Source organism: Clostridium sp. D5 (assembly GCF_000190355.1).
GTDB lineage: Bacteria > Bacillota > Clostridia > Lachnospirales > Lachnospiraceae > Faecalicatena > Faecalicatena fissicatena_A.
The window spans coordinates 1,298,288-1,321,221 of sequence record NZ_GL870809.1 but is presented as its reverse complement, the minus strand read 5'-3'; the positions used below and the strand labels follow the sequence as shown (position 1 = coordinate 1,321,221).

19 protein-coding genes and 2 riboswitches are annotated in these 22,934 nt (G+C 45.8%); of the genes, 6 read left to right on the top strand and 13 right to left on the bottom strand.

The window, feature by feature from the left end:
- Positions 1 to 296: 296 nt before the first annotated feature.
- A complete protein-coding gene (locus HMPREF0240_RS05550; protein WP_009002464.1) occupies positions 297 to 1,577 on the bottom strand; it encodes an amidohydrolase family protein in 1,281 nt (426 codons plus the stop codon).
- A 47-nt stretch (positions 1,578 to 1,624) separates the two neighbouring features.
- A riboswitch (purine riboswitch) is annotated at positions 1,625 to 1,720 on the bottom strand.
- A gap of 544 nt (positions 1,721 to 2,264) precedes the next feature.
- Here HMPREF0240_RS05550 and HMPREF0240_RS23770 point away from each other — a divergent pair.
- Positions 2,265 to 2,729 carry a TspO/MBR family protein gene (locus HMPREF0240_RS23770; RefSeq protein ID WP_009002463.1) on the top strand — a complete coding sequence of 155 codons (465 nt, stop codon included), beginning with the start codon at positions 2,265 to 2,267 and terminating at the stop codon, positions 2,727 to 2,729.
- 10 nt (positions 2,730 to 2,739) lie between these two features.
- On the opposite strand, the gene HMPREF0240_RS05545 is transcribed toward HMPREF0240_RS23770, so the two are convergent.
- The 5 genes from HMPREF0240_RS05545 to HMPREF0240_RS05525 all read right to left on the bottom strand — a co-directional run bounded on the left by HMPREF0240_RS05545 (position 2,740) and on the right by HMPREF0240_RS05525 (position 8,436).
- Entirely contained in the window at positions 2,740 to 3,762 is a 1,023-nt protein-coding gene (locus HMPREF0240_RS05545) for a molybdopterin-binding protein (protein WP_009002462.1), read from the bottom strand.
- 53 nt (positions 3,763 to 3,815) lie between these two features.
- Positions 3,816 to 5,738: an NAD(+) synthase gene (locus HMPREF0240_RS05540; RefSeq protein ID WP_009002461.1), complete on the bottom strand. Its 1,923-nt coding sequence runs from the start codon at positions 5,736 to 5,738 to the stop codon at positions 3,816 to 3,818.
- Between the two features lie 142 nt (positions 5,739 to 5,880).
- The gene (gene hslO / locus HMPREF0240_RS05535) at positions 5,881 to 6,756 is read right to left on the bottom strand and encodes an Hsp33 family molecular chaperone HslO (protein ID WP_009002460.1); all 876 of its coding nucleotides are present in this window, start codon (positions 6,754 to 6,756) and stop codon (positions 5,881 to 5,883) included.
- 2 nt (positions 6,757 to 6,758) lie between these two features.
- Positions 6,759 to 7,538, bottom strand: a complete 780-nt coding sequence (locus tag HMPREF0240_RS05530; RefSeq protein WP_009002459.1) for a class I SAM-dependent methyltransferase — start codon at positions 7,536 to 7,538, stop codon at positions 6,759 to 6,761.
- A 226-nt stretch (positions 7,539 to 7,764) separates the two neighbouring features.
- A complete protein-coding gene (locus HMPREF0240_RS05525) occupies positions 7,765 to 8,436 on the bottom strand; it encodes a GntR family transcriptional regulator (RefSeq protein WP_009002458.1) in 672 nt (223 codons plus the stop codon).
- 166 nt (positions 8,437 to 8,602) lie between these two features.
- On the opposite strand from HMPREF0240_RS05525, the gene HMPREF0240_RS05520 reads away from it, so the two are divergent.
- Complete coding sequence (locus tag HMPREF0240_RS05520) at positions 8,603 to 9,448, top strand: MurR/RpiR family transcriptional regulator (protein ID WP_009002457.1); 846 nt, start codon at positions 8,603 to 8,605, stop codon at positions 9,446 to 9,448.
- A gap of 66 nt (positions 9,449 to 9,514) precedes the next feature.
- On the opposite strand, the gene larA is transcribed toward HMPREF0240_RS05520, so the two are convergent.
- The 5 genes from larA to HMPREF0240_RS05495 form a co-directional block, all read right to left on the bottom strand.
- A complete protein-coding gene (larA, locus tag HMPREF0240_RS05515; protein ID WP_009002456.1) occupies positions 9,515 to 10,801 on the bottom strand; it encodes a nickel-dependent lactate racemase in 1,287 nt (428 codons plus the stop codon).
- Between the two features lie 93 nt (positions 10,802 to 10,894).
- On the bottom strand, positions 10,895 to 11,437 hold the full coding sequence (locus HMPREF0240_RS05510) for a TRAP transporter small permease (RefSeq protein ID WP_009002455.1): 543 nt from the start codon (positions 11,435 to 11,437) through the stop codon (positions 10,895 to 10,897).
- Positions 11,438 to 11,454: 17 nt separating this feature from the next.
- The gene (locus HMPREF0240_RS05505) at positions 11,455 to 12,540 is read right to left on the bottom strand and encodes a DctP family TRAP transporter solute-binding subunit (RefSeq protein ID WP_009002454.1); all 1,086 of its coding nucleotides are present in this window, start codon (positions 12,538 to 12,540) and stop codon (positions 11,455 to 11,457) included.
- Between the two features lie 66 nt (positions 12,541 to 12,606).
- Positions 12,607 to 13,893 carry a TRAP transporter large permease gene (locus HMPREF0240_RS05500; RefSeq protein ID WP_009002453.1) on the bottom strand — a complete coding sequence of 429 codons (1,287 nt, stop codon included), beginning with the start codon at positions 13,891 to 13,893 and terminating at the stop codon, positions 12,607 to 12,609.
- A gap of 22 nt (positions 13,894 to 13,915) precedes the next feature.
- A complete protein-coding gene (locus HMPREF0240_RS05495; protein ID WP_009002452.1) occupies positions 13,916 to 15,037 on the bottom strand; it encodes a tyramine oxidase subunit B in 1,122 nt (373 codons plus the stop codon).
- Between the two features lie 333 nt (positions 15,038 to 15,370).
- On the opposite strand from HMPREF0240_RS05495, the gene HMPREF0240_RS05490 reads away from it, so the two are divergent.
- From HMPREF0240_RS05490 to mgtE, 4 genes are all read left to right on the top strand, one after another.
- Positions 15,371 to 16,774 (top strand): DUF4147 domain-containing protein, encoded by a 1,404-nt coding sequence (locus HMPREF0240_RS05490; RefSeq protein ID WP_009002451.1) that lies wholly within the window; start codon positions 15,371 to 15,373, stop codon positions 16,772 to 16,774.
- A 4-nt stretch (positions 16,775 to 16,778) separates the two neighbouring features.
- Complete coding sequence (locus HMPREF0240_RS05485; RefSeq protein WP_009002450.1) at positions 16,779 to 18,053, top strand: enolase C-terminal domain-like protein; 1,275 nt, start codon at positions 16,779 to 16,781, stop codon at positions 18,051 to 18,053.
- A 21-nt stretch (positions 18,054 to 18,074) separates the two neighbouring features.
- Positions 18,075 to 19,337: a Glu/Leu/Phe/Val dehydrogenase gene (locus tag HMPREF0240_RS05480; RefSeq protein ID WP_009002449.1), complete on the top strand. Its 1,263-nt coding sequence runs from the start codon at positions 18,075 to 18,077 to the stop codon at positions 19,335 to 19,337.
- A gap of 86 nt (positions 19,338 to 19,423) precedes the next feature.
- Positions 19,424 to 19,591, top strand: a riboswitch (M-box (ykoK) riboswitch).
- Between the two features lie 149 nt (positions 19,592 to 19,740).
- Positions 19,741 to 21,075 carry a magnesium transporter gene (gene mgtE, locus HMPREF0240_RS05475; RefSeq protein WP_347462552.1) on the top strand — a complete coding sequence of 445 codons (1,335 nt, stop codon included), beginning with the start codon at positions 19,741 to 19,743 and terminating at the stop codon, positions 21,073 to 21,075.
- Between the two features lie 108 nt (positions 21,076 to 21,183).
- Here the strand turns inward: mgtE and rbsD are convergent, their stop codons facing one another.
- Entirely contained in the window at positions 21,184 to 21,591 is a 408-nt protein-coding gene (rbsD, locus tag HMPREF0240_RS05470) for a D-ribose pyranase (RefSeq protein WP_009002447.1), read from the bottom strand.
- 72 nt (positions 21,592 to 21,663) lie between these two features.
- Positions 21,664 to 22,926 (bottom strand): hypothetical protein, encoded by a 1,263-nt coding sequence (locus HMPREF0240_RS05465; protein WP_009002446.1) that lies wholly within the window; start codon positions 22,924 to 22,926, stop codon positions 21,664 to 21,666.
- Positions 22,927 to 22,934 lie beyond the last annotated feature (8 nt).

The following is a 22,934-nucleotide window of genomic DNA, read 5'->3' as shown; positions in this document are numbered from 1 at the left end:
TGTGTGGGTAGGGCCTCCCAAGGGTAAGGCACTAATCTTTCATTCCACAACCTCTTGATTTACAACTTCGGTTATACGTTTACCTTTCGGGCTTTGGTTTGATGTGCAACCTTACCCACCTCATCGCCTTATCAAGTTTCTGTTCGTAGGCTCGTGAACTTTGCTATGCGCTTCCTTCATCCACATCATTACTGATGCCAACTTGCGCTCCGCTACACTTGGCGGTAAATACCCGTGACTAGACTTTCACTAGCTAGATTAGTGCCATGCCTGGCACACACATTACAGGCTCTCCATTAGAACAGCCTGCTGCCTTCCACATACTTTGCATAGATCTCTCTGTCATCCGAAAAATAGATCATCCTCTCCAGACGTTTTTTCACATCCAGCGGCTGGGGATGTGCAAGTCTTGAATCGTCCAGCACAACCACATCCATCTCATATCCTTCCTCGAAGCTTCCGACCCTGCCGAAGAATTCTCCGCCGCCCTTTGTCGCCATATAAAATGCTTCCTCCACGGTCAGTGGTTTTAAGGAGTCATCCTGCAACCGCCAGCGGAGCTTGGAAGCCTGGATGGCATGGGCCATGGCCGTGAAAATGCTCTCCGTAGAACCTCCTGCCACATCGCTTCCCATCCCCACATGAAGTCCTTCCTCCAGAAACTTTCTCACCGGAGCTACGCCGGAGGCAATATTCATATTGGATTCCGGACAGTGCGCAATATAGACGCCATTTGCCTTCATCCTGTCAATCTCCTGGTCATCTGAATATACACAGTGGGCCATAACCGTCGGGCAATCAGAGCCAAACAGGCCGAACTTATCATAAGCATCCCCATAGAACTCCGACCACGGGCAGAGCTCCTGCACCCAGGCGATCTCCCCCGGATTCTCTGATAAATGGGACTGCAGCGGAAGCTCATAACGCATCTGGATCATCTTCAGCTTCTCCATCAGTTCGTCCGTGCAGCTCGGTGTGAAGCGGGGAGTCAGGATCGGTCTCGTGTGCTTATATTTCTTATGCAGCACATCCTTAATCCATTCCACAGTTTCCGCTGCAGACCACTCTGCAGATTCCTCCCGCAGATAATCCGGGCAGTTTCTGTCCATATTCACCTTGCCGACCATGGTGTTCAGGCCCGCATCCTCCAGCATATCCATTAAAAGAAGTGTTGCCTCCCTGTGCACTGTGGCAAAAATACAGGCTCTGGTAGTGGCCCCCTTTCTCATATTGTCCACGAAAATACGGTATGCTTTTTTCGCATATTCCGTCTCCTTGAACTTCGCCTCCTCCGGAAATGTATTCGTCTCCAGCCATTCCAGAAGCTCCATGTCCATGCCCAGTCCCCGGTATGAATACTGCGGTGCATGCACATGCAGATCCACCAGCCCCGGTATGATCAGGCGGTCCTCATAATCGGTAACCGGAAATCCTCCATATGCAAAAGGCAGAGTCTGGTACACACCCTTCACCAGTCCGTTCTCACAGACCAGATAGCCATGCTCACATATCTCCAGTTCCTCTGCACTCCTGCTGTACACAATATTTCCCTTTAAAATAAAAATAGATTCACTCATCTCCTGACGTCTCCTTCCCGCATCTCTGCCGCACAAGTAACTGCAGAGATACCTCTGCAGATACTTATAGTCAACTATTCCGGTAGTTGGTAGAAACGTCCATCCGATTATGAACCTATATAAGTAGTCTTAAATTTTATTATTTATATATATTATCCTAACATTTCTGAATTTTACTGTCAATATGATTATGTGGAGTTACGAGGTTTAATTTGGGGGGAGGGGATGAAGAGGGGACGCTTACCGGGAACCGGGACGGACTGTGAAAAGCACCTGTCCTGTTGGAAATGCAGCCGCTGCGCCAAGCAGCAGTAAGAAGAAATCCGCGAAATCAGCCAGAACCAAACGCATTCACCGTTTAATCTGATGATTAAACGCCTCAAGCGTTTTAAAAAGTTGCTTCGGAAGCAACTTTTTTCTGGCTGATTTCGCGGATTTCCTCTAACTGCTGCTATGCTCGCTAAAAGCATTTCCAACAGGACAGGTGCTTTTCACAGTCCGTCCCGGCTCCCGGTAAGCTGGTTCATCCGACCGGTAGGAGAACCCGTTCCTTGATGGGGGCCCAGACCGGAACTGCGGATGAGATTGGATTCGTGTATCTTGTATCTTGGTACGGGAATTGAAAAGTTATAATTATAATTTTATTACATATATTTAACTAAATATAATCAATAGGCATACCAGTATATGAAAATACGAAATAAAAGTGCTCTTATTATATCAATACTTATTCCATTAGCCGTTGGTTCAATGTCTGCATTATTTAGCGGAAATATGTCATCATACTTTATGTTAGATAAACCAGCTTTTAGCCCACCAGGATTTATCTTTCCCATCGTATGGACAATACTTTACATATTAATGGGCATTTCCTCATATATAATTTATTCTTCAAATAGTCCCCATAAATCTAAGGCATTACTATTCTATGGAATACAGCTATTCTTTAACTTTTGTTGGAGTATTATCTTCTTCGGATTGAACCTTTACCTATTTGCTTTTGTCTGGCTCATTGCGTTAATCTTTATATTAATTATTATGATAAGGCAGTTTAACATTGTCAGCCCTCTAGCTGCTTATTTACAGATCCCCTATCTGATATGGTGTATATTTGCTGCATACTTAAATTTCTTTATATTCATTTTGAACTAAAGCCCGTTCGCTAAACCCCTTTCCCAAACCCGCAGTTCGGAAATGTACATTGCGGACATGACAGGCACAAACCGCCCTGTCCGAGCACTGAAAAATCCTCTTCTTTCAGCCTCTCTCCCGCCACAACCCGCGGAAGTACCAGATCAAAGATGGTGCGTTTTGCATACATGACGCATCCCGGCAGTCCCATAACAGGTACGTCCCCGGCATAGGCAAGCATGAACATTGCCCCCGGCAGAACCGGCGCCCCGTATGTGATAACTTCATCCGCAGCGTTACGGATAGAAAGCGGCGTCCTGTCGTCCGGGTCCACGCTCATCCCGCCGGTGCAGACTACCAGATCCGCCTCCTGGCCAAGCCACCCCCTGACAGCTTCGGTCACCATATCCGAATCATCATTGCATACGGTATTGCCTAGCACCTCAATCCCGTATTCCTCGAGCTTTTCAATCACCACAGGAGTAAACTTATCCTGGATTCTTCCATAATACACTTCGCTTCCGGTTGTCACGATTCCCGCTTTCATCTTATGGAAAGGAAGGATCTGAAAAACAGGCTCTTCTCCGCAGGCCTGTCTCACCTGCTCCATCTTCTCTTCCTCAATTACCAGCGGTACAACACGCATTCCCGCGATCTTATCCCCTTTTCTGACCGGGAAATTCCCATGGGGGGAGGCAACCACGATCTGCCCCATGCCATTGATCCGGTTCAGCTTCGCATTATCTACCTTCAGAAGGCCGTCACAGGATGCCGTCAGTTCAATTTTTCCTTCTTTCACCTCGGAAGGCTCCATATAGTTTCCCTGGCATACCTGGCGCAGTATCTCGGCGGCATCATTCTCGTGAAGCATTCCCTCCTGTTTTTCCCAGACATACAGATTCTCCTTGCCGACAGACAACAGAACCGGGATGTCCTCTTTCGTCACAACATGACCTTTTCTGAACACTGCATCTTTTGTAACACCGGGGATAATCTGTGTGATATCATGACACAGCACACATCCCTCTGCCTCCTCCGTTTTGATCAGCTTCATCCTTAAAATCCTCCTTATCCCCAATTGTACATACCAAGTATCTCAAACACACTCTAATCCATCAGTGAAATATTTTCCAGATCCTTCAGCCAGACAGCCACGCACGCATCGCTCGGCATCCTCCAGTCCCCCCGCGGTGAAAGAGCTACGGTTCCCACCTTCGGCCCGTCCGGCAGACAGGAGCGCTTGAACTGCTGGGAGAAAAATCTTCTGCAGAACGTCTCCAGCCATTTCAGTATCGTAACATTGTCATAGCTGTCCTCAAATGTCTCCGCTGCCAGACGGAAGATCTTGCTCGGCTCATAGCCGAACCGCACCAGATAATACAGGAAGAAATCATGGAGCTCATAGGGCCCCACCAGATCCTCCGTCTTCTGCGCAATATTCCCATCCTTCGGTGGAAGCAGTTCCGGGCTCACCGGAGTGTCCAGCACATCATAAAGCACTTCCTTCAGCTGCTCATCCGGTGTCACATCTGCCGCATATTTTACAAGATGGCGCACCAGCGTCTTAGGTACGGACGCGTTGACCCCGTACATCGACATATGGTCTCCATTATAAGTTGCCCATCCCAGAGCCAGTTCTGACATATCGCCCGTACCGATTACCATGCCGCCCATCTCATTTGCAATGTCCATCAGTACCTGTGTCCGCTCCCTGGCCTGTGCATTTTCATACGTTACGCTGTGGTCCTTTGGATCGTGCCCGATATCCCGAAAATGAATGCTTACCGCATCGGCGATCCCTACCTCGCGAAGCCCTGCCCCCAGCTGAACCGCCATCTTGCAGGCATTCTGGTAAGTTCTGTCCGTAGTTCCAAAACAGGGCATTGTCACAGCAATGATCTCTTTTTTATCTCTTCCCAGCATCTCAAAGGCACGTGCGGTCACAAGTAGCGCCAGCGTAGAGTCCAGGCCGCCTGAGATCCCCACGACGGCGCTTCTGGCATGGGTATGTGCCAGCCTCTTCTTTAGCCCCATGGCCTGAATCGTCAGAATTTCCTCACATCTTCTTGCCCGTTCCTTTTCATTGACCGGAACAAACGGATGCTTCGGAAAATGTCTGGTAAGAGTTGTCTTCTCCAATTCCATATAAAAAGGCACCCGAATAAGTCTGCGCTCTCCGGTCGTCTTGAATGTGGTATTCTTCCGGCGCTCTCCGGTCAGCCGGTAAATATCAAGCTCAGAATATATCATATCGTTGCGGAAACGTCTCGCTTCTTTTAAGACTGCCCCGTTCTCCGTAATCAGATTGTGGCCGCCGAATACAAGATCGGTGGTGGATTCTCCCTCTCCTGCATTGGCATAGATATATCCCGCAATCAGCCTTGCGGACTGTCCCTGGATCAGTTCTCTGCGGTAACGGCCCTTTCCGATTGTCTCATCGCTGGCAGAGCAATTCACGATCACCGTGGCGCCCTCCATGGCTGCCTGAATACTGGGCGGAATCGGGGACCATACATCCTCACAGATCTCGGCCGATACGATCAGTTCCTCCATAGTTGTTGCCTGGAAAAGGATCTGAGGCCCGAACGGAACCAGGCTCCCGTCAAAAAGAATCTCTCTTGCCGCATCCGGCCCCGGGGTAAACTGCCTCATCTCATAAAACTCGCCGTAATTCGGCAGGAATGTTTTGGTTGTCAGCCCCAGCACCTCGCCGCGGTTCAGTGCAGCCGCCACGTTGTAGAGCTTTCCGTCCACACTGAGCGGAAGTCCCACAAAGACCAAAATATCTTTATCCGCCGTAAACCCGGCTATTTTCAGAAGCGCTGCTTTTGCATCCCGCAGAAGTACATCCTGTGTAAACAAGTCCCCGCATGTATAACCGGTGATACACAGCTCCGGAAATACCAGAATCTTTGCCCTCTCTTGGTCTGCCTCCTCTATCGCCTCACAGATTTTCTTCGTATTGTATGTGACGTCTGCAACCCTGATATCCGGCGTAGCTGCCGCAACCTTCACAAATCCCTGTTTCATGCCTGTCCTCCTTATATCTTCTTTTTATTTGCCCAAGCTTCGGCCTGTCTGTTCTTAAAAAGCTTCTGCTTAGGCCTGCCTGTTATCTTTTACGGCTCTTTTCCTTCTGCCTGTCTGACCCTTTTTAATTCTTTTCCTCTGTCTATCTGCTCTTTTCCAGTAGCTCTTTTAATTCTTCTACCGTATAGTTATAAGCGGTATTGCAGAAATGACATTTCACCTCGATATCCTCGCCGTCCTCAATCATAGACTGAATATCCTTTTTCCCGATACTGATAATCGCTTTCTCAATCCGATCTTTGGAGCAATTGCAGGAAAACTGTACAGGAAGGGTGTCCACAATCTCCAGGTCAAGTCCCTCCAGCACCTGTGCCAGCATGTCCTCCGGGGTATGGCCGTTATCCAGCATTGCTGTGACGGACTGTATATTCTGAATATTCTTTTCCAGGCGGTCCAGCACTTCGTCCTCGATGAAAGGCATCACCTGCACGATAAATCCTCCCGCACATCTGACGGTGTTATCCTTTTCCATCAGAACACCCAGCCCCACAGAAGACGGTACCTGTTCCGAGGTGGCAAAGTAGTAGGTCAGATCCTCCGCTATTTCTCCCGTCTGAAGAACAGTCTGCCCGGAATATGGCTCTTTCAGCCCCATATCTTTAATGACATTTAAAAATCCCGGCCCCAGTGCTCCTCCGACATCCAGTTTTCCATTCTTTGCCGGGAGAATCACATCCGGGTTGTTCACATATCCTTTCACATTCCCCTGGCTGTCTGCGGTCACGGTAAGGCCGCCGATTGGTCCCCCGCACTTCACCTGAAGCGTCAGGATGTCGGTAGGATTCTTCATCATACTTCCCATCATCACGCCTCCCGTCAGAAGACGTCCCAGGGCCGCGCTTGCGACCGGGCTAGTATTATGGCGCTGTCTTGCCTGCTCCACCAGTTCTGTTGTCGATGCCGCAAATGCACGGATCTGCGTATTCGCAGCGGTTGCTCTTACAATATAATCTTCCATGTCTATTCTCCTGTTCTTTTTCCTTTTCCTGCAATCACATAGATTCTTTCGCTCTTAGCCCCCGGCGCTTCCCTGGTAAATGCGTCGTACGCAGCCAGAAACTTAAGCCCGGATGCCTGCACCAGTTCCAGCATCTCGTCTAGGGTATAACCCCGCTGAAAATGTGTCTCCTGATATTTGCGGTATCTCTCACCGCCGTCCGAAGAGGGTACATCCTCCTTTATAAACAGGCTCAGCTCATATTCATTGATCTGCTCCTCTTCATAATAATAATTATCCCATATAAAACTGCACTCTTCCCGGTTCTCGGCGATCGTAGTATCTCCCAGGATTTCCCGGTACTTATATTCTGTGTTAAAATCAAAAATAAAAACCCCGTCCGTATCCAGATAATTATCAGCCCAATAAAACACCCGCTGCAGTTCATCCGGTTCCGTTATATAGTTCACAGAATCACAGATACTGACAATTGCGCGCACCGTCCCATAAAGCTCAAATTCCCGCATATCCTGCTGCAGATACAGAATGTCGTGTCCGGACTTCACCTTCTTCTCCAGCGCAATCTCCAGCATATCCTCAGAGTTGTCCACCCCGATCATGTCATACCCCAGATCCGCCAGCAGCTCCGTCATCGTCCCCGTTCCGCAGCCCAGATCCAGTACCAGGCCGTCATTGATTCCATATTCTTTTAAAAGCCCGTGCAGATACTCTCCCCATTCTTCATAGGGCACATCATCCATAAACGTATCATACACGGATGCAAAACTCGTATAAGCCTCCACGTATAAGCCTCCCGATCTTTCTAAAATCCTTCAGTCATAACTTATATAGTATATCATAACCGTCCGGCACAAGACAACTGTTGCACGGAAGTCTTGGAGGGAATGACAACCGGAATGACAACCTTTTCAAAAAGCACATTGGCCTGATCGCGGAGATTGCCAAATGGAGCGCAAAGGGAAACGGATCCTAAATAAAATAGATCCGTTTCCCTCTCCATCAGATCCCCTACTCGTGTTTATTCAACTCGCGGATCGACAATGCAGTTCTATCCCAATGTTCCTTTGCAAGTACAGAAGCCAGATAACTGTCTTTCATTTCCAGCACCTGGATCATCCTTTCGTGCTCCTCCACAGATGCTTCCAAAGGCGTGTCCCGAAAGAAGCTGTATTCCAATCTTTGAATATGTATCCACAACACATTGCAGAAATCCGTAATGTATTCATTACCAGCAGCCTCCAATATACAGCTATGAAATGCCTTATCCGCTTTTAATATCGGCATGGGCTTTTTCTGTTCTTTTATACACTCTTTGAACACATCACTCAGCTTTTTGAGTTGATTTATATGAGACGGTGTAATCTTCTCTACCGCAAGTGTGATCGCCATCTGCTGCAGCATGGCCATCGGCAGATACCATTTTTCAATATCGTCTGTCTCTAACTCTGTTACAATTGTCGCTTTCCCCGGATAAGATTTCACCAATTTCTGCGATTCCAAAAGCTGCAGCGCCTCACGTACCGGAGTCCTGCTGACTTTAAAATAATCTGCAATCTCAACATCCGAAACCTTTTCCCCAGGTTTAAACTGTCCTTCAATGATCCAGTCTTTTACGGTCTCGTATACCCTCTGTTTGGCTGATGTCCTTTCAAACGCTAACTCTTTGTTTGGCAATGGCATACACAGCACCTCTCTTTCTTTTTCAATCATACCAGAAATTAATTCTACAATCCAGATTTTTATGTTATTTCCTAGCAACGCAGCCAACGTTTTCTTTTCATTCGTTGACACCCCTTTCGACAAATGTTAGAATCTACATATATTACACATAAACAGGGGATTTGATATGTCAATTTTTTTACAAGCCTTAAACAATAATTATAGTAATTTTACTCGCTCTCAAAAAATGATCGCAGATTATTTATCCAATAACCTAAACTCCATTGCATTCTGTACGTTAGAAGAACTTGCAGAACGCATTGGCGTCAGCACTACGACCGTCATACGTTTTTCAAGAGCGCTTGGATACGCAGGATACTCAGAAATGCAAAAAGATATCCAAAGCGGGCTTCAGACAAAAGTCAGCCTTCCAGAAAGATTATCATTCCATAAAGACTATCCGGCAAACACGTTATTAGCCGACTCTTTCCAAAACGATATCCATAACATTCAGTCTACACTGGAGGCGCAAAATGTGGAAGATCTTCAGAAGGTGATCGATCTGGTCTCTGCCGCCCCTACTGTGTATGTATTGGGAATGAGAAGTTCCTTCTCCATATCCTACTACACCGCTTCCCGTTTAAGCGAAATTCGGGAAAACATTCATCTGATTCAATCTGTAGGAATGTTATATCCAGAAGAGATCGTAAGTGCAAAGCCAGGTGATGTCTGCGTTGCTTATCTATTTCCCCGATACTCAAAACTAAGTACCACCGTACTTTCATGGCTGAAAAACGAAGGGGTCACGATCATACTTTTTACCAGCCAAAACTATAGCGCTGTCCAGGGATATGGCGACGTCATCCTGCCTTGTTCCATTTCCAGCCTTTCCTACAAAAATTCTTACGCGGCACCTCTAAGTCTTTCCAATTATCTCATTGCCGCGATCGCTCAGAAGAATTATGCGCAGTCACAAAGAGTTCTCGAACGGACAGAATCTATTCTAAACCAAGGATTTTACCTAGGGTTATGAAAGACGCTGCAGTGCTTGGAATTTTTTTCATTCCAAGCACTGCAGCGTCTAAAAAAGAATGAATCCTTATTCCAAAACCGGCAATCCAGTCTGAGGTCTCGGATAAAAAAGAATCTCGCCTTCTTTCTTCTCTGTAAGCTTAACCGCCTCCTCAATCGCATCTTGGAGTGTTTTACAAGGGGTCATGAACATCTGTCTGATTTCTTCGTCCGAAACATTTTTGCAGCATACAAAAATATCAACATTTTTCTTCAAGATCTTTGAAAGCAACAATACATGATCCATTTGAATTTTATAATGTTCTTTTGTATAAGAAATTACTTGTTCAAGGCTCTCACCACTTCTAAAAGCTCGCAGCATATCTTCCGAATTCACTCCTTCCTGACATCCACAGTATAATATCACTTTCGTCTTTTTATCAAGAACTTCCGTAAGAGCGATCAGTGTCTTTACCGTCTGATAAAAATCGATATCCAATGGCTGCCCCGGTGTAGTTACCAAAATATCCGGAGCCTTCATCTTGACACCAAGATATTTTCTGATATATTCTATCGCCGCCAAATGACTCCTCGTCATATCCCCTGCGAAAACTGCCGAAAGCTCCAGCCGATTGTTGATGATACAGTTTACTCCAAAGTCAATCCTGAATTTTTCCGCACTTTCCACCATGTCCTCATGGACCGGATTTCCTTCCAGCACCCCAATCGCTGCATTTTCCGATAGGATCATTTTCGGCCTGTGATTGATCACGATTGTTTCTTCCGCACTGATGCCCGGCAAAACAGATTTTCGTCCACCTGAAAATCCCGCAAATTCATGGGGTTCCACTTTTCCGATCTGAATATGCAGATCACAATCATATGCTTTCCTGTTCACCCAAATAGGTGTACCGCGACTTGTCTCTCCCAAACAGATCAAATTAGATGTGTCAAATGGTGTATGATTTTCTATGGATATCTTGCCATAAAGATCTCCAAGAAAACTCCTCATCTCCAAATCCGTTGCTTCTCTATGGACACCAATTGCTACAAAAACGTAAATCTGATCATTAGGAATGCCCGCGGCGACCAGATCTTCCACCACATATTTCAACATTCGTGCGGTGGGAACCGCTCTCGTTGCATCCGATACTAAAACACATGCAGATTTCGCATTTTTTTCAACAACTAAATTTTTTACCGATTCTCCATAACCAGGATATTTGATCGACCTTTTTACCGCTTCCTCATCTTGCAGAGCCGGTAACTCCGGCGTCTCCAATTTGACCGCTTTCCAGCCCGGGGGTACTGTAGCCTTTATATCAAGTTCCCGATCCCTATAAATCCACTGCTTTTTCTTCTCTAATTGATACATCTTCCACATCTCTCCAAACAAAAACTGGTACAGCGTTTCTCTGCTATCCGCATAAAAAACCGCTGTACCAGCAACATAAGAATCCGCTTCTGTTTAATCCAGCTTCATATCACTACCACCTGTCAAATCTTCTTCCTGCTTTTCAATTGCCGCATATTTACCTTTTCCAGTCAGATCTACGATCAGATTACGAAGTTCAAAAATCGTTACAAAGACAAATGATACCGGAATTGATGCATATGCATATCCGTATGGCAGACGAAGTGCAGGTGTCGGACGATGTCCGGCCGCAAGTACATATTGTATCCCGACATAGATCACGATCAGGCAGATCACAACTGTAATTATCCGTGTCAGCTTTGTAAGGACTGCGGACATTTTCTTTGGCATATGCTCTTTAAAAACCACGATTGATACATGCTCTCTGCGAACAGCTAAGATCGCCACACTCATCATCCCAAACCAAACAAGCAAAATTTTTAAAAGTTCCTCTGACCAGGTCAGAGAGCTGTTCAGGACATAACGGAAAATAATATGAGCCATCAATATACCAACCATCGCAAGCAGGACGACACACAAAATCACCTTTATAATTTTATAAAGAACCGTTATTACTTTGTCAAATGCTTCAACCATTTCTTACCCTCTCCCGATCAATAATCGCTAATTTCATTAAGTACCTTCTCAACATCAGCAAGATATGCGTCTACCTTATCTTGACCGATATCCGCTACAACTGTTTTCATCGCTGCCGGCTGCGCAACAGCTTTCATCTCTTCACGCGCCGCATCATCCAACTCATTTACTTTCATTCCGAGATTCATCACTTCATCTAAGATCAGTTCTTCTCTCTCTGCATTACAGAACCGGCTGTATTCCATACCAAGTACGGCTCCTGTTTTCACGATACCCTGATATTTTCCAGGAAGGCTTTCAAAAAATTCAAGATTGCAGACTAACGGCATTGCATCATAGATATGCTTTGTCAGTGATAAATAACTCTGTACCTCATAAAGTTTCTTATCTGTAACGTTTGCAATCGGATTCTCCTGAGCATCTACAGTATTTTGAGAGAGTGCCATATAAAGTTCAGAAAAAGCTACCGGAGTCGGGTTTGCACCAAGTGCTGCAAAGAATTCCATGTGGTTATTATTCTGCATCGTACGAATCTTCAGACTTTTCAGATCCGCCATGCCTGTGATCGGTGCCTTGCTGCTCGTCACTTGTCTGAAACCATTCTCCATAAATGCAAGGCCGATCATGTCACATTCTTTTAAAGAATTCAACATGTCTGTACCAATGTGGCTGTCTAATACCATCCACGCCTCCTGATATGTATCATATACAAACGGAATATCCATGACTTCAAATTCCGGATCATAGGTCACCACAGGAGCAAAAGATGCAACCGCCATTTCCAAAGAGCCCTGAGCCACCTGCTCCAGAGTTTCTTCCTCTCCTCCAAGCTGGCCGCTTGCATAAATATTTACCTCAACATTACCATCTGTCTCTTTTTCAATATATTCCTTCATCACCTGGAGACCAAGAGTCGCAGGATAGGTTTCGGAGTTTTCACATGCGATACGGATCACGTAACTTCCGGAAACATCCTCGTCTGCAGCTCCTCCGCCCGATGAACCGCCAGAGCTGTTCGTGGTCTTCATCTCACATCCGACTACTGCAACACCAAAACAGAAAACAAGAGCTATTGCTAAAAATCGTTTCATATTTTTCTTCATAATCTCTCTCCTTATATAACATCTTTTAGATACTAAATAGCATCATGATAATTAAATATCCTATCCTTATCCTGCATACCCCATCAAATTCGGAAGCCAAAGTGCCACCTGAGGCACAAACGTAATCAACAGCAGTACTCCGATCGTCACTGCCAAAAATGGCAGGGACTCTCTGGCCGTTTCTTCCAATTTTACCCCCGCTACAGGGCTTGTAACGAATAAGGTGATTCCAAATGGCGGGGTCGCAAGTCCCACGACCAGATTAACGCAAAATACTACTCCGATATGCAGCGGATTGATTCCAAGAGCCCATGCGATCGGTCCAATGATCGGTGCAAGTATGACCGTAGATGCATAATCATCCATGAACATCCCACAGATCAGCATCACTATATTCACAATCAACAAGAACACCCATGGCGGAAGGGCTGACATTGGCCCGATCAGCATATCCATCACCCGTTCATTGGCGATTCCCCATGCCATTGCAGTTCCCGCTCCTGCCAAGATCAATACTAGACCAGATGTTGAAGCTGCTTCAATAATCATATCCGGTATATCTTTTAACTTCACGCTCTTGTTCACAAAGAATGCAAGAATAGCGCTATAGACAACTGCTACTCCAGATGCCTCAGTGATAGAGAAAATACCACTGAATATACCCCCCAGAATAATCACTGGGAGAACCAGTGCCGGAATCGCCGCCTTTGTCGCATGCATCTTCTCCGCCCAGGTCGTCTTACCATAAGACGCATAATCCCTCTTTTTGGCAACATGATGCGCCACCATACATTGCAACAGAGCAATCAGAATAGCTGGTGTTACGGCTGCCATAAAAATACCTGTAATGGAGGTCTTTCCTACTGCCGTACAATAAAGGATCATCAAAACACTTGGAGGCATGATCGGTCCGAGCAAGGAAGCCGAGGACATGACAGCCGCTGAAAACGGTGCTGAATATCCCTCTTTTTTCATCATCGGAATCAAAAATGCTCCCAGAGATGCTGCCGATGCCACTGCAAGCCCCACGATCGATCCCATCAACAGAGATGCACCGATCGTAACGATCGCAATCGCCCCTTTAAACCGTCCGAACCATGCATTTACAAACCTAATCAACCGCTCCAGCAAACCACCCCTCAGCATGAGCTGCCCTGTTAATACAAAAAACGGAACCGCCAAAAACGAAAAGCTGTTCATTCCTCCATACATTTTGATTGCCATCTGGATTGGATCAAATCCCGCGACCAATGTATAAACCAGCGTTGTGACGATCAAATTGTATGCGATCGGCAGGCCGATTACCATTAACAGTAAAAAGCATATTATCATAATAAGTAAAGATAGAGACACTTTTCATTACTCCCTTCGCACATTATTTTTGATACGGATCATCCCATAACGTTAATTTCGTTCCGATCCCTTCCTTCAATGCAGTATGGTATAGATCATACCCTAGACCCACATCAAATGTAGCCATACCACAAGCAACAAATGTAATTCTTTCTTTCTCATCTGTTCTGCCTGGTTTGCTTCCCATGATCACTTCACCGATACTGGTAGACTCCGCAAGCGGTGGCATTTTGCCTTCATCAATCAAGGTATAAATAGGACCTCCGATCACACCTTTATAATAACCTGCTTTATCCCCGGATTCAATCGCTTCCTGCACATAAGCCTCATGAAGTCTTACATTATCATAGATCAATTTGGTATTCATCCAATAAGAGTCATCTGTCTGCATTGGACCTGTGATCAGCAGTGTAACACCATCCTTCATCCACTCGTCTTTCACATATAATGGTTTTAATCTTGAAGCTGCGACTGTGATCACATCTGCATCTTTCAATGCTGCTTCCAGATCCAGTTCCACAACACCGTCAACTCCTAATTCTTCCTTCTCCCACTCCAGGAACTTCTGTGCTGCCGCCTCAAAAATATCAAAGCACACAACTTTCTTAATATTAGGCAGCTGTGTCATGATCGAACGTAAGCATGAGCGATTGATCTGGCCACATCCAAGTACCATTATCACTTCTGAATCTTTCCTCGCAAGATGCCTTGCAGCCACGCCAGGAACAGCTCCCGTTCTGGCGGCACTCAAAAGATTGGCTGACATAAAAGAAAGCGGTTCTCCTGTATCCTTATCATTAAGGGTTACAGTCAGAACAGATCTCGGCAGCCCCTTCTTTGGATTCTCGGCATTAGATCCATACCATTTATTTCCACATACATCAAAACGACCACCCAGATAAGCTGGCATTGCTACAAATCTCCTGTCCGGACCCGCAACCGGCATATTAGGGAATGGAGTTTCTTTCGGAAATACAATACCCATACCGTGGCTATTATGGTTGCTGCCTCCCATTAAATAATCCCCTTGACTTAATAAAGTAAAGACCTCCTCTGCATTGTCGATACATTTTTCCGCATCAAGAACCCCTGCTGCAATGGTGTCTTGCTCTGATAAATATAGAAATTCTGTTTTGTGTGCCATGTTTTTTCTCCTTCCATTCTTAATTCAATTTGATCTTTCATTTCGTTCTCTTAAAATGTTTTATTTAATACATTTATTTTATATTGATATATTGCATATGTCAATTAAATTATCCTGTTTTTGTTCACTTTTCTCTTTTAACCAATTTTTGCACGTATTTTTTATGCATTTATACTAATATGATTTTGTTTTCTATAATTCATATTGACATATTTAATATATCGCAATATACTTCAAGTATAATTTAATACATTCTTTTATTTTTCTCTTGTTTTTTGTTTTATTTAATATTTTCAAACCAAATAGTTGTCAGAAATAAAGGAGATTCTATCTATGAAAAAAATCAAGAATTATGATACACTGATCGACCATGGAGATGTGGAATCAAGGAAGGTGGTCCTAGAAATCACGGATAGGACATTGCAGCGTCTTGATGCGTATCACCGCATAAAAAGTATTATGAAACTAGATGGCAATATATTGCATATCGGATCAAAATCATGGGACTTATCTAAAAAGAAACATATTTATCTGCTCGGAGCAGGGAAAGCCTGCAACCATATGGCAATGGCCGTAGATGAAGTTCTTGGTGAAAAATTGACCAAAGGGATCGCAATCGTCAAAGTTGCGGAAGAAACAGATCGCTTCCAAAACACAGATGTATATGTAGGCGGTCATCCATTACCAAATCAAGCCGGCTACAAAGCCTGCCTGAAAATCCTTGATCTGGTAGATCATGCCGGACCGGATGACTTATTCATCGTTGTGATCAGTGGCGGTAGTTCTGCACTTATGAGCTGCCCTATTGAGGGAATCACTTTGGAAGACGAAATCAAAACTACAGATGTCATGCTGAAATCCGGTGCCGGAATCTACGAGATCAATTCCATCCGTCGTCACATTTCCGCCATGAACGGTGGGATGCTCGCAAAACGGATCCAGTCTGTCGGGGCAGAACTAATCGGCTTTGGTATCAGCGATGCCGTGGGCAATCCAGCAACCGGTGATATCGGCGTGCCCTATGAAAAGTATGCAAGTACTCCCATGGGACCTGACAAGACTACTTTAGAAGATGCCAGAAGAGTCATTCGAGACTACGATGTCGCTGAACGGCTTCCTAAAAATGTTGTCGATTATATCATGAATGTCGGGCCAGAAGGAGAAACGCCAAAAGCATTTCCGGACAATACCTATTTTCTGCTAAACACACTGCCAGATTCCTGCATTTATGCAAAGGAGATCGCAGAAGAGATGGGTATACCAGCTATCATTCTTTCTTCCTTTTTAGAAGGAGAAAGTAAAGACGCCGGTTCCTTCTTTGCTTCCATCGCCAGAGAAGCGCAGGCATATGGCAATCCAGTCAAGCCTCCTTGTATCATTTTAAGCTCAGGCGAAACCACAACACAAATTCTAGACAACAGCACAATCACCGGACATGGCGGGCCGGGGCAGGAACTGACTTTAAGTTTTTCTATCCTTGCAGCAAAGACAAAAGGGGCCTGCATGCTGTCCATTGACTCCGAAGGAACAGATGGAACCACTCCTGTAGCCGGAGGTATTTGTGACTCCAGCAGCTATCAGCAGGCGCTTGATAAAGGCGTGGATGTATATGCCGCACTTCGAGGCCATGCCTGCTATGAAGCATTAGAAGAAATAGGGGACACTGTATTTACGGGAAATACAGGAACAAACCTCTGTGATTTTAACGTACTATACATTCCGAAAGTTGAGGGTTAAGATTATGAGTTCAAAAATTAAATCAATCCACGCTCGGCAAATTGTAGATTGCAAGTGCAGACCGATGGTGGAGGTGGATGTTATGACCGAGGACGGCTATCTCGGCAGAGGATGTGCCCCCACCGGTTCTTCGGTAGGCATGTTTGAATCTTATGTTCTGCGGGATAACAATCCTGACGAATACCATGGTTTGAGTGTACATAAAGCAGTTGACAACGTAAACAATCTGATCGCTCCTGCTTTATATGGTATGGATGTCACCAAACAACAAGAAATCGATCAGATCATGATCGATCTGGATGGCACACCAGAAAAGAGGAGCCTGGGCGGAAACGCAATTTACTCCACTTCTATCGCAGTATTTCGCGCTGCTGCCGAGGCACTCCATCAGACTTTATACCAGTACATCGCCGGTGATACCATTCAAACGGTGCCAGTTCCGAGCTTTAACGTAATAAATGGCGGTCATTACGCAGACTTAACACAGCCATTCAACGAGTTTATCATAATGCCCTACGGTGCATCGAGCATTTACGAAGCAGTTGAAATGGGCATCAATACATTCCAGGAACTGGAAAAAGTAATCGCAAAGTATTTGGGACATAAACCAGAGGTTGCGCCTTCCTATGGATATGCATCACCATCCGCCGATCCGGAAGTGAATTTGAATCTGATCTCTGAAGCAGTCGAAAAGTGCGGTTACACAGGAAAAATCGGTTTTGCTTTCGATTGTGCTTCCAGTGAAATGTACGACCGGAAGAACAATACCTACCACCTAAAGGGAGAGAGTGTGACTGCCGATGCTCTGATCGACTATGTGAAGATGCTGACCCAAAAATTCAATTTTGTATTTATTGAAGATCTGCTGGATGAAGAAGATTGGGAATCCTATCCAAAAGCACACAAGGAAATTACCAGGACGAATATCATCGGAGATGATTTTATCGTAACAAACTTAGATCGTTTGAAGAGAGCTTATGAGCTGAACGCTCTGGATGGTTTTATCCTAAAACCAAATCAGGTCGGCACGATCACAGAGGCGATGAATGCCTATACCTTCGCAAAGAAACATGATCTGCTTGCTATTCCTTCCGGAAGAGCCGGAGGCGTCATCGGAGATGTAGTTATGGATTTCGCCGTAGGGCTTCAGGTTGGCTTCATAAAAAATGGAGCTCCCCGCTCCGGTGAACGGATTGATAAACTGAACTTCCTGATGCGCGCATGCGATTTGAACCCGGGATGTCAACTTGCAGACATCTCGCCCCTGCTGAAATTTTAAATCGAGAAAGAAGGAAATAGAATGAATGCAAAATATAATCCCTATGAAAATATGCTCTCTGTTGTAAGCAATGCAGCCCAAATACTTGGCTATGCCCCAAGCGACTATGAGGCAGTCAAATACCCGGAACGAGAACTGAAGGTTGCCGTGCCTGTCCGGATGGACGACGGCAGTGTTAAAGTCTTTGAAGGATTCCGTGTGCAGCACTCAACATCCCGGGGCCCCGCAAAGGGCGGCATCCGCTATCACCAGAATGTTGATCTCGACGAGGTCAAGGCACTGGCAGCCTGGATGACCTTCAAGTGTGCTGTCGTTAATATCCCTTACGGCGGCGGAAAAGGCGGTATCATCTGCGATCCCACAAAGCTCTCAGAAAGCGAGCTTCGAAGCCTGACAAGGCGCTTCACAGCCATGATTGCCCCCATCATCGGACCAGATCAGGATATCCCCGCGCCTGATGTTGGTACAAATGCAAATGTTATGGGCTGGATCATGGATACATACAGCATGCTGAAAGGCCACTGCGTCCCCGGTGTTGTCACTGGAAAGCCAATTGAACTTGGCGGCGCCCTGGGAAGAAACGAGGCAACAGGACGCGGCGTCATGATTACTGCCCTGAACATTCTAAAAGCCCTGGGGATGAATCCCAAAAATACCGAAGTCGCCATTCAAGGCATGGGAAATGTAGGCAGTGTGTCCGCAAAGCTTCTTTTTGAAGAAGGCTTAAAAATCGTCGCTGCCAGCGACGTGTCCTGCGCCCTGTACAACCCGGATGGCCTGGATATTCCTTCCATCCTGGAGTACCTGTCCCGGAAAAGAGGAAACCTCCTGGAAGGATATCACGCAGACAATGTGGTCCGTCTTTGCAACGCTGAATTACTGGAACTCGATGTAGACGTGCTGATCCCTGCTGCACTGGAAAACCAGATCAACACATCCAACGCAGATAAGATAAGGGCCAGGGTTATCGTTGAAGCAGCAAATGGACCAACCACCATCGATGCCGATAAGATACTTGATAAAAAAGGAATCGTCGTTGTTCCCGATATCCTCTCCAACGCAGGCGGTGTTGTCGTCTCTTACTTCGAGTGGGTACAGAATATCCAGTCCATTTCGTGGAGCGAGGAGCACGTAAACGGCGAGCTAAAACAAATTATGGACCAGGCATTCCAATCCGTATGGAATATCGCAAGGGAAAAGAAAGTTTCCCTGCGTACAGGGGCATATCTGATCTCGGTTAAGCGCGTCATCGATGCCAAAAATATGCGGGGGATCTGGCCTTAAAACATGAAATATTTCAGTCACCCCCGGTAGAACTTTTTCTTGACACATCTCTTATGTTGTTCTACAATGGGTTAGGATAATTAAATAAAACATTTCGGTAGGTGAGGCTACCACAGGGATTTGGATTTTCCTGAGATTGCTGCCGCGAGATTGTGGAGACACAACAAGCTGGTTAGCAGGCTATGTCGTGAAGGCATAACCTAATGCAATTGATATGCCCTGTGATGCTAAAGCTTGAACGGTGGATTTTTATATACGGGTATACTGGTATTCCGTCACTGTTCAGGCAGTGGCGGTTTTTTATTACAATATATTATTCAGAAAGGTGGTGAGGTTATGGACGCTGGTGCCAGTTATCATTCGCAGAAGCAGCTAGAATTGAATACAGATTGGAGATGTAATTATGATGGACAAAGTTATATTTGTAGAACTCCTTATGCAGCATCAATACAAGGCTGTAAGGAGTATTTTGGATGTCATGAACGAAGTGGACATAGCCTCCCTTCTTTCCGACTTAGATGACAGGGAGCTGGCTCTGGCTTTCCGCCTGATTCCCAAAGACAAAGCGGCAGAGGTATTTGCCAATATGAACAATTCCCTTCAGACTTATCTGGTGGAAATGTTTACCGAAAAAGAATTAAAAGAACTGTTGGATGATTTATATATGGATGATACTGTGGACCTTCTGGAGGAGCTTCCGGCAAATCTGGTCACCAGAATTCTGGATACGGTCAGTCAGTCAGAGAGAAATATGATTAACCTTCTCCTGAATTATCCAGATGACAGCGCCGGAAGTATTATGACAACGGAGTACGTGGGGCTGCGCCAGTCTATGACTGTTGAGGAGTCCATGGCTCATATCAAAAGAACAGGAATTCACAAAGAGACGATCTACACCTGTTACGTGACCGATAAAAGAAAGCTGATCGGCATCGTTACAGCCAAAGAACTGATGACATCGGATGACAACATGCTGATCGAAGATCTGATGGAAACGGAAATCATCTCTGTCAGCACCCATACTGATAAAGAGGAAGTAGCACAGCTTTTCCGCAAATACGACCTCCTTGCGCTCCCGGTACTGGATGCGGAAGGACTGATGGTGGGAATTGTCACCTTTGACGATGCCATGGATGTCATGGTGGAAGAGGCTACCGAGGATATCACGAAGATGGCTGCCATGAGCCCAAGTGAGCAGTCCTACTTTGAAACCTCCGTGTTCAGCCACGCAAAACACCGTATTGCCTGGCTCCTGGTCCTGATGTTCTCCGCGACAATTACGGGAACCATCATCACAAGATATGAAGATGCATTTGCGGCGATCCCGCTGCTTGTTTCCTTTATCCCCATGCTGATGGATACCGGCGGAAACTGCGGCTCTCAGAGTGCAACACTGGTTATACGGGGAATTGCGCTGAATGAGATTCAGTTCCACGATCTTTTCAAAGTAGTTTTTAAGGAATTCCGTGTTTCCCTCATCGTGGGAGTCGCGCTGGCTGTAGCCAACGGAATCCGGATCCTGATCATGTACCATGACACGATGCTGGCGCTGGTAATCGGGTGTTCCCTGGTTATCACGATCGTCCTTTCCAAGCTCATCGGGTGTATCCTTCCGCTGCTGGCCAGAAAAGTAAACCTTGACCCGGCGATTATGGCTTCCCCGCTTATTACCACTATGGTAGATACCTGCTCTATCCTGGTATACTTCAGTATCGCAACCCGGGTATTTAACTTATGACCCCAAGCCCGACTCTATATAATTCTAAAAAGCGGTTGTACTGTGAACAATTCATAGTATAACCGCTTATTTAATCCGTTTTCATGACTGTAATATTTGCATCATCATCTAAAACCTGCACCCGGACTGCAGAATAATATTGGCATATGGGGTTGCTTCCCCCGAACGGATCACCGCCCTGCACGTTTTAAGCCGGATCTTTAACTCTTCATGAGAAATATATTCCACCTCACACTCCCCCTGGCATCTTTCACAGAGTCTGAGAATCTGTTCCAGAACATCCGGATTTTTCGTTCTGATCTCCTCAGCCAGAACAATTTTTTCGATTTTCATATCATCTGACACGGTTTCCAGCACATCCATAAAAGAAGGCATCCCTTCTTTCAGAGCCAGGTCGATCCTTTCCGTCTCCACTGGTATGGGCAGTCCACAGTCTCCTACGGCTATGGTATCTGTGTGCCCCATATACGAGAGTATCCTTGAGATATCTCCGTTTAAAATCCCTGATTTTTTCATGCCGCTCATCCTCCTACGTCTTCCACTGCCTGAGATTAAATATGATGCTCTATTTTTTATTATCTCCGGCTTCTACGCAAAAACTTCTCTTGCCAGCCTGATAAAATTCACGAGGTGTTCATTCGTGTTTCCGCACGTACGGATATCTTTCAGAATAATTTCCACAAAGCAGTCTTTCGTCTTATCAGCAACCTGCTTCAGGTACTTCCTCATCTCATCTTCGTCAAATCCCGTGCAGACTTTGGCCGGATCCGGTTTCCATGAAAAGATTGCCCTCTGTCCGATTTTTTCTGCGGCTTCCTCCACATTAGACCAGGGGCTCACACTCAGCCTCCGGATATTTGTTATGTGCCTGTAAATAGCTTCATACTTATGGTCCAGAGGCTCACAGCAGCCATAGCATCCCCTCCCGAAAAGATTCAGGCCGATTTTCTGATTTGCTATGGCAAACTCTTCAAACATATCCGGAGATACATTGCTGAATTCCTGTGCATCTGCAAATCCCCACATATCTTTAAGCTTTACTTCCTCCGGTTTTTTCCAGGGGGCATTCGTATAGCCAAGGCTTCCGGAGCCTGTATAGATATTGATCCGGTTATCAAAAAGCAGCCTCTTTTCTTCCAGGCGCTTTAGAAGCCTGGCCTTACTCTCACCCATATGCCGGAATACGCTGTTCAAAAGATCCGGCTCGTCATACAGATCATACATAAGATTCTCCAGCCCGCGCAGGTGCACCATCTCGATCAAATGGCTCTGTACCAGCACGCTGTAGGGAAGCTGGAATTCATAACCCAATATTCCATCCAACGTTTCTTCGATGATCTCCTGCATTTCGCCTTTTTTATTCTGATCGGGGATAAAATCCACTTCGTGGTTCAGCAGAAGCTCATAATCTTTCTCTGTTTTCAAAAAATTATCAAGATGATACGCTTTCTCTCCGATCTGCGGTTTTACGATGGAGATTCCCCAGGCCGTTTTCTGCTCCGTATTCCCATACAGATAGCCGGTATAGATTCCGGGATAAGTAAAATACAGGCGGCTTTCAAAAACAAAATCATCTTGAAAGTACCGGTTCTGGTAAAGGTATCTTTTTATTTTATTCTCCATATCCCGCAGTAATGGATCTTCACACCGAAGAGAGGCTTCCGGCACCAGTTCCAGCCATCCTCCGTCATCGTCCGGGCAAATCCATAATAAAGGCTGCTGTCTCGACTTCAGGTCATTGTGGTCTGCCCAGCGCTGCCTTTTTCTGCTATTTTCCTCCGTACCGGGCAGCTCTGCCATACGTTTTGCAAGTTCCCGGATATAGGCAGCCTGGCTTTTATAATCCTGCATGCGCACCT